Genomic DNA, 16,000 nt, shown 5'->3' with positions numbered 1-16,000 from the left:
GGTTTTCTTACTTGTACCGTTCTTACGATTAGGCTCGGGATCTGCTCCTAAGTGTTGTTCTAGCTCCGCTTTTAAAGCGGCTTCGGTTAATTGCTTGATAAGCGGTGTTAAAACACCATCTTCACCTGTTAAACCTTTACCAGATTGAAGTTCAGCTAATGCCTTGTTGAAGTCGAAAGATTGAGTCATGTGTCACTCCTATTTTATTAATAATACTGAAATGACACAGATTTCTAAACACTACCTTCGTGAAGAATAAATTTACCCTTCTTATTATTAGCCTTTTGGCGTTTAATTGTCTTAGTCAGGAAGTCAAATTATTTAAAAACTTTGGTGTTGACAACCCCATGTCTTATAACTTTGTTCGCACCATGGCCCAAGATCAGTATGGGTTTATGTGGTTTGGCTCTTCTGAGGGCTTAGACAGGTTTGATGGGCATCAAGTTGTCAGTTTTCATCATGATGCGTCTAAAACCAATTCTCTTAGCTCAGATGTTATCAGCCGTATTGTTATCGATAGTCGAGAAAAGCTTTGGGTCGGCACGTTTGGCGGGGGCATCAATTTATACCGCCCAGCAAGCCAAGATTTTATGCATTTTAGCAGTAAGAGCGCTGATCTAGCACTGAGTAACGATATTGTTAATGCCATTTTTGAAGATAGCCAGGGACAAATTTGGGTTGGTACTGAAAAGGGCATAAATTTAATAACGCAGCGCGCTGGACAATGGCAAGTAAAACAAATTGTTCAAGCCGCTGAGCATGAAAATGGTTTAACGCACAATACTATTCATGCCATTGCAGAGGTTAACGGCAATGAAATTTGGGTTGGCACGCATGGCGGGGGTATTTCTGTATTTGATCATAGCGGCAGTTTTAAGCGAGCAATCCACCTTGATAATATTGACTCAGAAAGTTACCAATTTATTAGTAGTCTACTTGTCGACAAGCAAAATAATGTTTGGATAGGCACCGTTGATAATGGTTTGTTTCGAGTCACGTTAGCTAATGCAGATGTGCAGCATTATACTTTTAATGCTAATCAAGAGTGCTCATTAACCAGTAATGCCATCACTAGTCTTTATCAAGACGCTGAACATGCCATTTGGATAGCGACCGATAACGGGCTATCAATTTATAATCATCAAACTCATGACTTTACTCGTTACCGTCATGCTGCCAATAATCCTTATAGTTTAAGTAACGACTTTATTATCACCTTTTTTGAAGATAATAATAAGATGATGTGGATAGGTACTTTTAGCGGCGTTAACCGTTGGGATCCTAATATGGCGACGTTTCGCCAATATAGCGCACAAACACAGCCACAGCTAAAAAACTTTAACATCACAAGCTTTGCTCAGATTGATGAGCAGCATATTATTTTCAGTGCCTATAGTGGCTGGATTTATCAATTATCCCTATCAGATCAAACGATTACTGCCACAGATTTTAGTGAACACTTCGCCGAATTTCGCGTAATGACCCTATTTGCCGATAATAACTTGTTATGGGTAGGCACTCGCTCGAATGGTCTTTTTATGGTTGATCTTACAACCCATGCTATTCGAGCGTTCCGTCATGATGAAAAAAATCCAGCGACGATTTCTGCCAATAGCATCACAGACATTATTAAAGATCAGCAGGGCAATATTTGGGTATCTACCTTTCATAAAGGTATTAATAAGCTCAATGCCGATGGCAGTTTTATTCGTTACCCTGCCAATGAAAACTTCCCAACACAGGGGCCAAGTAGTGATCATGTATTGCAACTTTTAGTCGATGATGAAGGCTTTATTTGGCTAGCAACGTTTGGTGGCGGGTTAAGTCGCTTTGAGCCGAGTCTAGAAAAGTTTCAGCATATTAACCACCAAGCGACAAATCCTAATAGTTTATCAAGCGATCTTAGCTGGACCATGGCATTTGATAGCGACAATAATCTGTGGGTAGGAACGCAAGCAGGTGGCCTTAATATTTTATCAGTCGAGGACAGAAAAAATGGTCAGTTCAATTTTAAACACCTAAATAGTAAAGATGGCATGAAAAGCATGACAGTTTATGGCATTACCCAGGATGATTATGGTGATATTTGGCTAAGTACGAGCAAAGGCATATCACGCTACTCTCCGCGAGATGGTCGCTTTAAACATTTTGATCTTACCCATGGTTTAGTTGACTTAGAGTTTACCCATTCCGCCATTTTTAAAGGCTTAGACCATACACTCTATTTTGGCTCAGGTAAGGGCTTTAATAGCATAATGCCTGGTAATGTTAATCAAAAACCACCTGCACCAAGCGTTAGGTTAACCAATATTGTTAAGGTAAATGAAGCTATGTCTTTGCCAACCGAGCTAGCCAAGTTAACGCACTTAACGCTTGCATATGACCATCAATTAATTACCTTTGAATATATTGGCTTAAATTACGCGAGCCCAGAGTCAACCCACTACCAATATCGGTTGCTAGGCTTTGATCAGCAATGGCTAGATGCGGGCAAATCTCGACGCGCAACTTATACCAATTTGCCGGCGGGTAATTATCGTTTGCAAATAAAAGCGGCCAATAGCGATAGTCTCTGGAGCGAACCAAGCCTAGAGCTCGATATAACTGTTAATCCAGCACCCTGGCAGACTTGGTGGGCCTATCTTTTATATACTGTACTGATTGCATTCACGATACTGATTTATTCGCGCTTTTTAAATCGTAAACTGATCCTTGAACAGCAGCAAAAGCTATATTTAGCGCAGCAGGTAAAAGAAAAAACTGATAAGTTTAAAACTCAAAATCTGGCATTAGCACAAGCTAATAAACAGCTAGAAAAAGCGGCTATCGTAGATAAAGTCACTGGCGTGAAAAGTCGGCGTTATTTAGATATTTATATTGAGCAAACGAGCCAACTTATGAAGCAAATGCACCAAAACTTACTGCCAGTGCAACGCGATCTATTACCTCGGCTTTATATTTTGATGGTTAAAGTGAGTGACTTTGCTGAGTTTAGTGATAGTCAATTGATTAATCTTACGGATTTACTGCTCTATACGCGTAATAGCGATGACTTAGTGATTCGTTGGTCTGATGATACTTTTGCCATTATCGGCTACGAAAAAGATAATAATGCGAGTGAGCTAGCCACAAGACTAGCAACGCGTTTTGCAGGCCTAGTTACCGATCTAAAGACAATTAATATGGCCTATGCATATTTCCCATTTAGTCGTGATAACCCGTTAGGTTTAAACTGGGATCAAATCAGTGTGCTTATTGAGCAGGCACTTGCGTTTGCAGAACAAGACCCACAACTAGCTTGGTTAGGTCTGTGTGGGCCTAAGTCAACATCATTCGATTATTTAGCCTTAATGCAAGCGAACAGCTTATCAAGCGTAAAAGCGCAGTTAGTGGTGAAATCAGGTTTGCTCTGAACTTGATGGTCGCTGCTCGGCTTGATATTGCTGTTGGAACTGTTTTGGGGTACAGGAAAACTGCTCTTTAAAGCAGCGTCCAAAGTAGGTTTGTGACGAAAAGCCTACATCTAAGGCAATGCGGCCAATTTGAGTGCCACTTTGTAGCAAGGCTTTGGCTTTTTTAAGGCGAAACTCTTTAATAAAGTTGTTGGGCGTGATGCCTAGCAAGGCTTTAATTTTTCGTTGTAGTTGGCGTTCACTCATGGTCATTTGTTCCGCTAACTGCATGATGTCTAAGTCTGTATTCATATACATTTTGGCGGTTACGGTTTCTAACTTTTCAATAAATTTAGCATCAAGTGAGCTGTCGTTGTCACTGCTCTGTGCTAATTCAGCAACATTATTAAAACTGTTCGCTTTTCTGCTGTTTTGTTGACCTTTTTGAAAATGACTTAAGTAGCTTTGCTGTAATTGTTCACGGCCGGTAATTAAATTACTGATGCGTGTGAGTAACTCTTGCTGGTTAAATGGCTTGCTTAAATACTCATCAGCTTGCAGGTCTAAACCATGTAAACGACTATCTAAGTCCGATCGGGCGGTTAATAGTATTACCGGTATATGGGCGGTCAACTCTTGACTTTTTAACTGCTCCAGCACTGTAAAACCATCGATACCTGTTAGCATAATGTCACAGACAATAAGATCAGGTAGGTACTCTTGCGCTAATGTTAAGCCTTGCTCGCCGCTATTGGCAAGTAGGCAATGATGGCTATGGTCGATTACCTGCTTGATGTGAACTTGCATATCGTAGTTATCTTCAATAACTAAAATAACCTTTTGGTGCTTACTACTTGAACTTTGATTAGCTTTTTGTTGCTCAAGTAATAGTGACGAAACTTCACTTTTCGAGATACTGCTTGGTGTTAACCTTTCTTCTTCAATTGCTGGTGCGCAGGGTATGGTGAGGGAAAACTTACTACCTTGGTTGTACTCGCTGACCACATTAATATGCCAATGGTGTGCTTTCACTAACTCATTAACCAGCGACAACCCAATACCGACACCAAAAACACCATGATTTTTTTCATCATCGGCCCTTTGAAAACGTTCAAATATTTTCGCTTGTGAGCTTGGCTTAATGCCAATGCCAGTGTCAATGATATCAAGGGTAAAATTATCGCCATCTTTAAAGGCAATGACCTGAATTTTACCGCCAGCTGGCGTATATTTAATGGCATTAGCAATTAAATTAAAGATAACTTTTTCAAACGCTTGCGCGTCACAATCAAGCCAAATATCTTTGGGGATTTCACAGCTCAATGCTAAGTTATTTTGTGATGCTAAGCGAGTAAATGAGTCGGCTGGCATCGCCATTAAGGTATGTAAGCGATAGGTTGACATAGTCAACTGTGGGTTGTCAGCCAATCGAGAAAGCTCTAGTAATTGCTCAACCATACGCACTAACCTTAATCCGTTGCGCTTAGCGGTTTGTAGCTCTTTGCCTTCTTTTTCAGAGTCGGCATTAAGTAAGTATTTATCTAAAATACCATTGATTATGGTCAGGGGAGTTCTAAATTCATGAGAAATATTCGCAATAAATTTATCTTTTAAATCCAAAGCTTGCTGCTCTGCACGTTTACGCGCAGTTAGGTTGATAAAGGTGATCACGACCAAAGGTTGCTGTTCTCGTTCAGCCCATTGTAATTCTGCTTGAACGGGAAACTTAGTGCCGTCTTTACGACTAGCGCTGCACTCTATTGAAATGCCATTATCTTTGCGCTGTAGCGTGTATATATTACTTTTAAAATCGAAAAAATAATGCATTTGATCATCGCTTGCAAAAAACTTGCTGACATTGCTAGCAATGATATCCGCTTCTAAGCACTGAAAAAGCTGCACTGCAGCAGGGTTTGCTGACAAAACAGTGCCGTCTGTGCTGGTGGTAAGTATGGCATTGCTTGAGGCATTGACGATAGCTTTCTCTTCACTGTTAAGCATGGCATCAGTTAAGCTTTGGTTTAGTTTAACCAGGGTTTGCTGTGCTAATTTTTGGCGTGCCACTAATTGTTGATTATTGTGGAGCAAAGCGTTTTTAGTGTAAATAAGGTGGGTCAATAATGAGAAGGCAATCGCTAACCAAATGGCCAGCAAAAATGTCTGTAACCATGATTCAATATGATAGTGTAATGCTAACTCATAACCAATGAAGTGCAAAATGATAGCGGTAAGTATTAGCGATATTAAGTACAGCTCAGGTGCACTTGTTACCGAGATGTCTTCCGTTTGAGTAGGCGGCTTTAAGGCGTTGTTGGCGGCAAAAATTACCGCGGCATAAGGTATTAGTATTAACAAGGTTAATACGTCATTGGGTAAAGAATATGGGATCCAATAATTGAAGTAGGCTAGGGCATTTTTTATTAAAATTGCAGCGGCGGCAAAGGCTAATAAACCGTACAGTTGTCGCCAATACTGATTATTAACATGGTAGCCGTTTATCGCAACGCGAATAAAAATCAGTGCCGAGATCAGTAAGTGAAATAGTTGTGCAGAAGCAACTTTATCAGCAATATTGTCTGTAAATTCAAAAGGCAGCAAAACCAAGTAACTAAAACAAGTTAAGGTGAAGAATACGGCAGCAAAAAGACTACCAAGCTGGCGGTTTTTTCTGCGCTCAGTAATATGGGGGTTAGCCTCTATGGCTAACAATATAAAAAAATAGCTACAGAGAGTGAAGAAATCCCGCAATAATGGTTTATATTCAATGACATTAAAGCTAAATAATAAATTTGCTAGTAGGGCTGTAAATAACGCTAAGGTAATGAACTGCCAAAACAGTTTTAGCGGGCGAATTTTTATCTGCAAATAACGACTAAAAACAAAGCTAAAACTGAGTACTTGAAGCAGTAATAAAGGCGCCGTTTTAAGCCAAGGTTGAACAACAGATAAAGCGGTATTAGATAACCCATAGGGCAACAAGGTTAGTGCAATGATCACGGCTAATAGTGTTTTGTTAGTTAATTGCAAATCTATACCCTAATGGTGGATGGTAGCAGCATTGATTAATGCTCTGCTTGCAAATCAGCAGGTGGTAGGCAGTATACCTGATGTTAATGTTTTGTGAATATCCGCTGATGTCAATTCTTGTTAGTGACCAATTAAGAACATCGCTATTTGAGCAGAATTGTTTACATTGGCTTTGTGGTTTATCGCCATGAACTTAGGCAAAACTATGTTTTAACAGGCACTGTAATAACAAGACTTGTCTCTAAATGCCGCGATAGCGAATAATGAAAAATTAACAGCTAATGACTCACATTACATAGACTCTTGCTCAAAGCATTGTTGTTTTAGCCATCGGCCTAGTTTTATAATATCGCCTTGTCTACTACGGTTTTTTTTGAACACAAAGTAGAAGCTATCACCGGTAAGCAATTCATGCATAGGAATGCGAACGAAATTTTGCTGGCGGTCTTGTGCGGTTATTAAGTAATGGTCGATTAGACTAATACCCAGATCATATCGCGTTGCCTCAGCCGCAAGCAATACATGGCTAAATTGGTTTATTTTGACGGTTTTAGGCAAGGTAAAACCGCCGTGTTGACACCAGCGTAACCAGTCTTGAGCAATACCATCACTCGAGTTTGAAGACTGCACTGATAATAGCGGGTGTGACCATAACGCCTCAGGCAGCGGCTTATCTCTGATTTGCTGCCAAAGTGCTTGCCCGCAAACAGGGTAAAGTTTTTCCGCGTAAAGAAATTGACTAACAAAATTTTCTTTGGGTGGCGTTACGGTAATAAAGCAATCAGCAAGTTGATCATTACACTCTGGCTCATCCGTTACCATATTTAAAGATAAAGTGATTTCAGGGTATTGCTTGTGAAAATCATCTAATCTCGGTATCAGCCATTTCACAGCCAATGAACTATATACGGCTAAACGTATATTTCCCGATTCGCCATGACGTATGTGTTGGCTGACATTGGCAATACTACCTAAGGCGCTGCTAATTTCTTTAAAGTAGTGTTCACCAGTTAGGGTTAACGAAAATGAGCGACCTTGGCGATTAAATAAGGGTTCACCTAAGTAGTCTTCAAGTAATCTGACTTGATGACTTACAGCACTTTGCGTGACATTGAGTGCGTCAGCCGCTTTTGAAAAACCATGCAGTCTCGCTACCGCTTCAAAGCATTGCAGTGCGCGTAAAGGAGGTAATTTCATTATTAGTTAAGCTCATAGTAAAGGTAATTTAATCATTATACATCATTATAAGGTTTGTATTATGCTAGCGGCCTAAGTTACTAGGGGTGAAAACCAAGGCGTAATTCTTTTCTACATTATTGGCTTACGGAGGATACCTACCATGCCCAAAATCTCTGTCGGCATTGCCATGATCTTACTCATTGTTGGGAATATGATTGCTGTTTTTTCTGACGCTTTAATAAAAACCTTGTCAGATGATGTGGCGGTTTTCCAATTTGTTTTTTTTCGCCAGTTAACCGCGGTATTGATCTTGCTGCCCTTTTGCCTATTTAGTCAGCAGCAAGGCTTTTTTCATGGCCTTAAATGGCATGTTCTGCGCGGGCATATTTGGTTGTGTGGTGCGATTTTTATGGTAATTGCTCTTAATGCTATGCCGCTAGCAACCGCGAATGCGATTTTTTACGCGGCGCCATTACTGATGCTGCCGTTAGCCATGATGCTATTTCAAGAGAAGTTAACTCGTCATAGTATATTGGTGGCGGTATTTGGTTTTATTGGGGTGTTAATTGTGGTTAAGCCTACGCAAATAAATTGGGCAGCCATTGCGGCATTGATAGTGGCATTAACCATGGCAGCCAATAATGTTTTGATCAGAAAAATTCCCAAGCATTTGAATGTTTTTCAAGTTTTACTGCTGACAAATGTCGTGGGTATGCCAGCTGCATTTGCTTTAGCATGGTGGGAAGGGCAGCCTTGGGACTGGAGCGCTATGTTAACAGCGACCGGCTCAACTACTTTTATTTTAATTTATGCTGGTATTTGTGTGTTAGTTTATCGTGCGGTTGATGCCAGTAAAATAGCGAGCGCTGAATATAGCGGTTTGTTAGGCGCGGTTGCAGTTGGCATATTATGGTTCGATGAAGTGCCAGATTTAAGTTTAGTTATTGGCACCGCGTTTATTATTTTCCCCTTGATGTGGTTAGCAAAAGTAGAAGCGAAGAAAAAGCGGCTATTAAAACAGTTTGACGCAGAGTTGTCTTAAGGAAAGTTCTGCTTTGGCGCCTAGCTAGATCGTAGGCGTCATTTCACATCAACACAACATTTATCTATAGCAAGAAACGTGGCAGCGGAAATTATGCGTAAATATTGCCATTGCGCTCAACTTCGGTCAGATAGATGCGCGTCATGAGTTCTAATTGGTGATAGTTAGGTAGCATGTGCTGACATAATTGATAAAAACTTTTGTTATGCTGTTTTTCTTTTATATGCGCCAGTTCATGCACTACAATCATTTGCAATAAGGCGGCTGGCGCTTTTTTAAACATAGCAGCAATGCGAATTTCATTTTTACTTTTTAGCTTACTGCCTTGTACGCGAGATACATAACTATGTAAGCCAAGTGCGTTATTGACTACATGAATTTTATCGTCGTACTTTACTTGGCTCAGTGGTGCTGATTTTTTTATAAATTGCTGTTTTATGTCGTTGCAATATTGGCGCAGCAATTTATCTGAGCTTATTGTATGAGGGTTTGGAAACTGTTGTAGCAAATAAGCTTTTAGTTTATTTGCTTTGATCAAAGCTAAGACTTGCTGTTGAGTCTCGCTGCTATAATGCGATAAATACGTTAATGGTGCGTTCATTTTCTTCAATTGTCTTATGGGTGTTTCAGCTCACGCTTATTTATTATATTGCTGGTAAAAGCTAATTAAGCCGGCGGTAGAGCTGTCATGAGCTTTGTTGATTTCTCCTGAGGACAATTCTGCCTGAATATTATTCGCTAAGCCTTTGCCTAGCTCTACGCCCCACTGATCAAAAGAGCAAATTTGCAAAATAATGCCTTGGACAAATATTTTATGTTCGTATAAAGCTATTAAACTGCCTAATGAGCGAGGTGATATGCGCTTCATTAAAATGCTATTAGTTGGGCGGTTACCTTTATGAACTTTATGTGGCGCTACTTTATTGATGTAGTCCTGTGTACGTCCTTTGGCCTTTAAGTCGGCACGCACTTGCGCTTCATCAACGCCTTGCATGAGTGCTTGTGTTTGCGCGAAAAAGTTTGCCATTAAGGTTTCATGGTGACCTTGCACTGGCGTCACGCTCTCAACCGAGCCAATAAAGTCGGCTGGCACAACATTATTGCTTTGGTGTAAATATTGATAAAAGGCATGTTGACCATTTATGCCTAGTTCACCCCAAATTGATGGCACGGTTGGGTAAGAAATTGAGTCGCCATGCCAAGTCACAGACTTGCCGTTACTTTCCATTTCTGCTTGCTGCAAATAAGCTGACAACATATGTAATGATTGATCATAGGGCAGAATAGCTTGCGATTGCGAGCCAAGAAAGGTGCAGTTCCAGACACTAAGTAAAGCTAATACAACAGGCGCGTTCTCGGTTAAGGGGGTTTGACAAAAGTGCTGATCAATTTCATAGGCGCCTTCTAGTAGTTCAATAAAACGCTGAAAACCTAGATCTATAGCAATCGGCAGCCCTATTGCAGACCACAAGGAAAAGCGACCGCCAACCCAGTCCCACATATCAAAAATATTGTCTTCTGCAATGCCAAACTCAGTAGCATTTTTTTTATTCGATGACACCGCAACAAAATGTTTGGCAATCGCCGATTGATCGAAAGATGCTGACACTAACCACTTCATGGCGGTTCTGGCATTGGTCATGGTTTCTGTGGTGGTGAAGGTTTTACTGGAAACAATAAACAGCACTTTTTCGGGGTTAAGCGGGCGCAGCACATTAGCGATTTGTGTGCCATCTACATTGGAGACATAATGCACATTAACACTGTTATCACTGTATTGCTCTAACGCTTCGGTCACCATTTGTGGTCCTAAGTTTGAACCACCAACGCCAATGTTAACCACGTCGGTAATGCGTTTTCCAGAGTAACCTTTCCATAGCCCTTGACGTACTTTTTCACTGAAGCTTTTCATTTTATCAAGCGCAAGTTGCACATCGAGATTGATATCTTTGCCGTCTAATATCAGTGGTTTTTTACTGCGATTTCGTAATGCGGTATGTAAAACGGCGCGATCCTCGGTGCGATTAATACGTTCGCCGCTAAACATTTTTTCACGCCAATGTTCTACATCACACTCTTTGGCTAGTTGCATCAACAAGTCCATGGTTGTTTGTGAAATCAAATTTTTTGAATAATCAACTAAAAATGGAGCAAGTTGGATAGAGAATTGTTGAAAGCGCTCTGGGTTTTGTTTGAACAACTCGCTCATGTGTTGTGATTTCATTTCAGATGCATGTAAAGCGAGTTTTTTCCAACTTGGTAATGAGGTTCTATCTGGCATTTTCTCTCCAAAAGCAGGGGGCGAGGTAAATTAGTAAAGCTTAACAAGTCTACGTTAATTATATATTACCTTTGTAGATAATAAAGGGGATATAACTTGGCGTGGCATGAAACAGTAAAAGTTATCTGGGGCAAGGCGCTGCTTAGTTGTTGTTTTAAGTGGTAGTGACACTGAATATACTATACACACTAAGCTACTCTCCTCTCTAGGGGGTAGTAGCCGCTTTAAAAATTGCAATTAAATTTGCCACAAATTGGGCATTGTTTTGTTTACTCACCGAGACTGTAATTCCGAACGGCGCAAAATGCAGTGTTTCAGCTAAGGTTGCTGCTGATAATTGCACGCGACTTAAGGTTAGTCGCTGTGCTGAAAGTTCTTTTTCAATCCGTGCTTGAATACTTTTTTTGATTAGGTGCTCTTTGGTCTCGATAAGATCTTTACAATAAGCTTGTCCCGCGTGGAGTAAATCCGCTCGCACCAAGCTACTGCTGACGTTATTAAATAAGCCTTCACTGCGTTGCGTGATCAGGGTTTGGGTTTCCGGCCAAAAATCATCATTAGATTCGTTATAGTGAGTCAGTAGCACATTGGTTTGTTGAAAGTGCTGTTCAACCACAGCTCTAAATAACACTTCTTTTGTTGAAAATTGTTTATGAATAGTAACCCGAGATACCCCAGCATAGCGGCTTACCATGGAAATATTGGCGGCACAATAGCCATATTGAAAAAAGCACTCCATTGCCGTTTGTAGAATTTTATCTCTGGTACTTTGCAAAATATATCCTAAGTAAAGTGGCTAATTGGAATATAGTAGCGCAAGAAACTATAACAAACAACAGCTTTACATTAGTTGTTAATGTGTAAAGCTGTGCTATAATTTCGGGACTTACCCTTGGGCATTTTAGTCAACGCCAGCTCGTTAAGCTCAGGCAGTGATTGAGGCTGACAAATACATTGGAGTTTATGTGAATCGAATACTTTTACTTGTGCTAGTTTTATTAATGCAAGCATGTTCTGAGCCTGAAGAGGTTTCAAAAGAAGTGGCACCTGTTGTGGTGCAGCTTTCAGCAGCCCGACTAACCCATTTAAGCAATAGCTATCAATTTCCCGCTACCGTATCCGCGGTGAAAAGTGTCGACTTAAAGTTTGAAGTTTCGGGGCGTTTAATTTATGAAAGCTTGACCGAAGGGAGTCAAGTTAAAAAAGGTCAGGTACTTGCAAAAATTGACCCCGCGCCGTTTCAACGCAAAGTTGACGAGAGCCGGATTCGCCATGAAGATGCCAAACGCAATTTAAAACGTATTAAAGACGTTTTTGAAAAAAATGTTGCCTCACAGCGCGATTATGATGACGCTAAGTCGCAATACTCATTAACGAAAATTGCACTAGCTAAGGCTGAGCAAGACTTAAGCTATTGCACTATAAGGGCACCGTTTGATGCGGTTATTGGCGCAAGATATATTGAGAATGATAGCTTGATCCGTGTCGGTGATACCTTAGCAAATTTACAAGACAGATCTAAACTGCATTTTACCTTTGAAGTACCCGAGCGTATTATGACCGCTAATGCCGGTAATCGTGATGTAAAAGCAACGGCTCATATTATTGGTCAAGAAGACAAAGTGTTTGATATTCATTATGTTGAACATAAAACCACCCCTGACCCTATCACACAAACTTATGGTGCCACCTTTGCCTTGCAAGGTGAAGCAACCAAGCTTTTTTACCAAGGCTCGCGCGCCATCGTAAACATTAAAGGCAATATTGCTCAAGCTCAGGCATTAGCCATTCCGTTAAGTGCCTTAGTGGGTGATCGCGATTCGGGATTTAGTGTTTGGCGTTTTGATGATACACAAAGTCGAATCAATAAAGTTGATGTCAAAGTAACTGACATTCAAGGCAACTATGCATTAATTGCCAAAGGCTTGAATGAAGGCGATAAAGTGGTGTCTGCCGCGGTCGGGCAAATGCGTGAAGGTTTAGCGGTACGAGAATATAAGGCAAGTTATTAATATGGATATTGCACGTTATTCACTCACTAAGCCAATTAATATTTGGCTAATGTCACTTTGTTTTATTATTGGTGGCATGTTGGCGATGAGTAAAATTGGTCGTTTAGAAGACCCTGCCTTTACCATCAAGCAAGCGGTTATTTTAACATATTACCCTGGCGCAAGTGCCGAGAAAGTTGAGAAAGAAGTCACTGAGCAGGTGGAAACCGCGCTGCAACAAATGTGGCAATTAGACACCCTAAGATCGGTTAGTAAGCCGGGTTTTTCACGCGTTACCATGGAGATAAAACCCAATATCGATGGTCCACATTTGCCACAAATTTGGGACGAATTACGTAAGCGTTTGCGTGATATACGCCACGAGTTACCTATAGGGGCTAGTGCGCCTATCGTTGTTGATGATTTTGGTGATGTTTATGGTATTTACTACGCGTTATCTGCCCCAGATTTTAGTGCAGAGCAAATGCGTGAATTTTCTCGTATTATTCGCCGTGAGGTACTCACGGTTGATGGTGTGGCGAAAGTTAAAATTGGTGGCATTTTAGAGGAAGAAATAGTCGCTAAAATTGACAGCTTTCAAATATCGGGCTTGGGGCTTTCATTTCCCGATATTCAACAAGTATTGGCGAATAACTTAAAACCGTTTAGTGGTGGCCGACTGTATGTAGGTGATAAACAAATCAGACTACCGGTTGAGAGCGCCACCAATAAAATAGAAGAAATTGAAAATCTTTCTATGGTGATCCCAGGTAAGAATGCCTCGATAAAAATAAAAGATATTGCGCAATTAAGTATTCAGCCGGTGGCTATACCTAAAGGCTTAAAACGTTTTAATGGTGAGAGTGCCATTACCTTAGCCATTTCCGCACAAAGTGACATTAACGTGGTTGATGTCGGAAAAAACATTGCCAATAAACTTGATGAAGTATTAGCCAACTTACCAGCAGGGATTGAAGTTGCAAATATTTATAACCAAGCGCAAGTGGTTGATGAGTCGGTTGATGGCTTTATTTTAAACCTTGAAGTATCGGTTGCTGTTGTTACCTTAGCACTGTGTTTATTTATGGGCTGGCGCTCAGGCATCGTCGTCGGTGGTACCTTATTGATCACAGTATTGGGTACGGTGTTAATCATGTGGCTTTATGACTTGCAGCTACAGCGTATTTCTCTCGGGGCTATGGTTATTGCCATGGGTATGTTAGTGGATAATGCCATTGTCGTTGCTGAAGGCATGATGCTGCGCATGGAAAAAGGTAAATCGGCAATGGAGTCGGCCAGCTATATTGTGAAAAGAACACAGTGGCCATTGCTTGGCGCCACCATTATTGGTATTGCGGCATTTTCAGGTATTGGTTTATCTGATGATGCCACCGGCGAGTTTTTATTCTCGCTTTTTGCTGTGGTATTAATTTCACTATTACTGAGTTGGATTTTGGCGGTGACATTAACGCCGTTGCTGGGTAAGTATTTTTACCAAGTGGGCAAAGAGCAACAAACAGCATCTGCGCCGTCTTTCTTTCATAGAGCTTATTTAACCGTGTTAGGCAAAGCCTTGCAGTGGCGCTATGTTACCTTAGCCTTGTTAGTAGTGATCACCTTAGGTGCGTACGCAAGTTTCGGTGCAATCAAGCAAGGCTTCTTTCCGCTTTCTAATACGCCGGTATTTTTTATTCATTATTGGGGGCCGCAAGACTCAGATATTCGCGCCACTGAAAAATATATGAAGCAAGGTGAACAGCTGATCCTTGATACCGACGGCATTGAGTCTTTGTCGACCTTTATTGGTGAAAGCTCCGAGCGCTTCACTTTAGTGTTTGGGCCTGAGTTACCCAATGAAAGTTATGGCTTGTTTTTAGTGCGCGCATTTGATGCCAGTGCGATTCCAGAATTGGCAAAAACTATTGCCATTAAGTTAAGAGAAGCTAACCCTAACAGCAGTTTTTACCCAGAAATTATGCAATTTGGCCCAGGAGCTGGCGCTAAAATTCAAGCACGCTTTTCTGGCCAAGACCCTGCGGTATTAAGGGACTTAGCTGAGCAAGCTAAAGCGATTTACTTTCAAGACGGTAAAATTCGCGATATCCGCGATGACTGGCGCGAAAAGGGCATAGTACTGGCACCAGAGTACGATGATATTGCCGCTGGTATTGCCGGTGTTTCTCGAAGCGACTTTAGCCAAGCGATCAAGTTTTATACCGATGGCTTGCAAATTGGGCAATTACAAGATGGTGATTATCTGTACCCGATAATTGCCCGCAACAGTAATGTTACGCTAGATAAATTAGCCAGCCTAAAAAATAGCTTAGTGTGGAGTAGCAGTCAGCGTAAGTATGTGCCATTTAAGCAAGTCAGTGGTGAAATGAATTATGCCACTGAAGAGCTGCTGATCAATCGCCGTGATAGAGTGCGTACCATTACCGTTAAAGCAGAGGCTGGCTATGGTGAAACCACAGGTGAAGCGTTTAATCGTACCTATCAGCAAGTAGAGGCTATTGCCTTACCAGAGGGCTATAAACTCGAGTGGGGTGGTGAGTATGAGTCATCGCGTAAAGCACAAGCAGCATTAGGACAAGGCTTGCCACTTGGCTTTTTAGTTATGTTTATTATCAGTGTGCTACTTTTTGGTCGCGCGCGGCAACCATTAATTATTTGGTTAATTGTGCCTATGGCTGTGGTGGGTGTGGTTGCCGGCTTGTTGTTGGCAGACTTACCCTTTGGATTTATGTCACTGCTTGGCTTTTTAAGCTTATTTGGCATGCTGATTAAAAATGCCATTGTCTTGTTAGAAGAAATCGACTTACAAATACAAGAAGGTAAAGCGCAGGCACAAGCGATTGTTGAAGCAAGTTTAAGCCGCTTACGCCCGGTGTCTTTGGCGGCAATTACCACTATTTTAGGGGTGATGCCCTTGATATTTGATCCTTTCTTTGCGGATATGTCAGTCACAATTATGGGGGGGTTAGCGTTTGCTACTATTTTAACTATGATAGCGGTACCTGTGTTGTACAGTATTTTTTATCGCATAAAAGTACAGTCGACGACAGTAAATAGTTAGCTTGTTTGGTAA

9 protein-coding genes and 1 pseudogene are annotated in these 16,000 nt (G+C 41.1%); 4 read left to right on the top strand and 6 right to left on the bottom strand.

Going from position 1 to position 16,000, the window contains the following annotated elements:
- A pseudogene (locus tag B6K83_RS17305) lies at window positions 1-189 on the bottom strand (IS256 family transposase); the annotation flags it as partial.
- Window positions 190-347: 158 nt separating this feature from the next.
- Between B6K83_RS17305 and B6K83_RS17300 the strand changes: the two are divergent.
- On the top strand, window positions 348-3,413 hold the full coding sequence (locus B6K83_RS17300; protein ID WP_233144086.1) for a two-component regulator propeller domain-containing protein: 3,066 nt from the start codon (window positions 348-350) through the stop codon (window positions 3,411-3,413).
- Here B6K83_RS17300 and B6K83_RS17295 read toward each other — a convergent pair.
- On the bottom strand, window positions 3,399-6,419 hold the full coding sequence (locus B6K83_RS17295) for an ATP-binding protein (RefSeq protein ID WP_085286118.1): 3,021 nt from the start codon (window positions 6,417-6,419) through the stop codon (window positions 3,399-3,401). The genes B6K83_RS17300 and B6K83_RS17295 overlap by 15 nt on opposite strands.
- Before the next feature lie 291 nt (window positions 6,420-6,710).
- Window positions 6,711-7,616: a LysR substrate-binding domain-containing protein gene (locus B6K83_RS17290; protein ID WP_085286117.1), complete on the bottom strand. Its 906-nt coding sequence runs from the start codon at window positions 7,614-7,616 to the stop codon at window positions 6,711-6,713.
- A 142-nt stretch (window positions 7,617-7,758) separates the two neighbouring features.
- On the opposite strand from B6K83_RS17290, the gene B6K83_RS17285 reads away from it, so the two are divergent.
- Window positions 7,759-8,640, top strand: coding sequence for a DMT family transporter (locus B6K83_RS17285; RefSeq protein ID WP_085286116.1), 882 nt, complete (start codon window positions 7,759-7,761; stop codon window positions 8,638-8,640).
- Window positions 8,641-8,731: 91 nt separating this feature from the next.
- Here B6K83_RS17285 and B6K83_RS17280 read toward each other — a convergent pair whose 3' ends face one another.
- From B6K83_RS17280 to B6K83_RS17270, 3 genes are all read right to left on the bottom strand, one after another.
- Window positions 8,732-9,241, bottom strand: coding sequence for a YgjP-like metallopeptidase domain-containing protein (locus B6K83_RS17280; RefSeq protein ID WP_085286115.1), 510 nt, complete (start codon window positions 9,239-9,241; stop codon window positions 8,732-8,734).
- A 36-nt stretch (window positions 9,242-9,277) separates the two neighbouring features.
- The gene (gene pgi, locus B6K83_RS17275) at window positions 9,278-10,921 is read right to left on the bottom strand and encodes a glucose-6-phosphate isomerase (RefSeq protein ID WP_085286114.1); all 1,644 of its coding nucleotides are present in this window, start codon (window positions 10,919-10,921) and stop codon (window positions 9,278-9,280) included.
- 205 nt (window positions 10,922-11,126) lie between these two features.
- Window positions 11,127-11,696 (bottom strand): TetR/AcrR family transcriptional regulator, encoded by a 570-nt coding sequence (locus tag B6K83_RS17270; RefSeq protein WP_085286113.1) that lies wholly within the window; start codon window positions 11,694-11,696, stop codon window positions 11,127-11,129.
- Window positions 11,697-11,886: 190 nt separating this feature from the next.
- Here B6K83_RS17270 and B6K83_RS17265 point away from each other — a divergent pair, with 190 nt between their 5' ends.
- Entirely contained in the window at window positions 11,887-12,933 is a 1,047-nt protein-coding gene (locus B6K83_RS17265; RefSeq protein WP_092251477.1) for an efflux RND transporter periplasmic adaptor subunit, read from the top strand.
- A gap of 1 nt (window position 12,934) precedes the next feature.
- Window positions 12,935-15,988 carry an efflux RND transporter permease subunit gene (locus tag B6K83_RS17260; protein WP_085286111.1) on the top strand — a complete coding sequence of 1,018 codons (3,054 nt, stop codon included), beginning with the start codon at window positions 12,935-12,937 and terminating at the stop codon, window positions 15,986-15,988.
- The last annotated feature ends 12 nt before the right edge of the window (window positions 15,989-16,000 follow it).

It is taken from the genome of Colwellia chukchiensis (assembly GCF_002104455.1).
In the GTDB taxonomy this organism is placed as follows: domain Bacteria; phylum Pseudomonadota; class Gammaproteobacteria; order Enterobacterales; family Alteromonadaceae; genus Cognaticolwellia; species Cognaticolwellia chukchiensis.
The sequence above is the reverse complement of the archived record's forward strand: the minus strand, read 5'-3'. Positions and strand labels throughout refer to the sequence as shown.

What these genes read in the sequence shown, in the direction of transcription:
- pgi (WP_085286114.1), bottom strand. Translation starts at nt 10,921, where the DNA reads ATGCCAGATAGAACCTCATTACCAAGTTGGAAAAAACTCGCTTTACAT.
- B6K83_RS17300 (WP_233144086.1), top strand. Translation starts at nt 348, where the DNA reads ATGTCTTATAACTTTGTTCGCACCATGGCCCAAGATCAGTATGGGTTT.
- B6K83_RS17280 (WP_085286115.1), bottom strand. Translation starts at nt 9,241, where the DNA reads ATGAACGCACCATTAACGTATTTATCGCATTATAGCAGCGAGACTCAA.
- B6K83_RS17285 (WP_085286116.1), top strand. Translation starts at nt 7,759, where the DNA reads ATGCCCAAAATCTCTGTCGGCATTGCCATGATCTTACTCATTGTTGGG.
- B6K83_RS17290 (WP_085286117.1), bottom strand. Translation starts at nt 7,616, where the DNA reads ATGAAATTACCTCCTTTACGCGCACTGCAATGCTTTGAAGCGGTAGCG.
- B6K83_RS17260 (WP_085286111.1), top strand. Translation starts at nt 12,935, where the DNA reads ATGGATATTGCACGTTATTCACTCACTAAGCCAATTAATATTTGGCTA.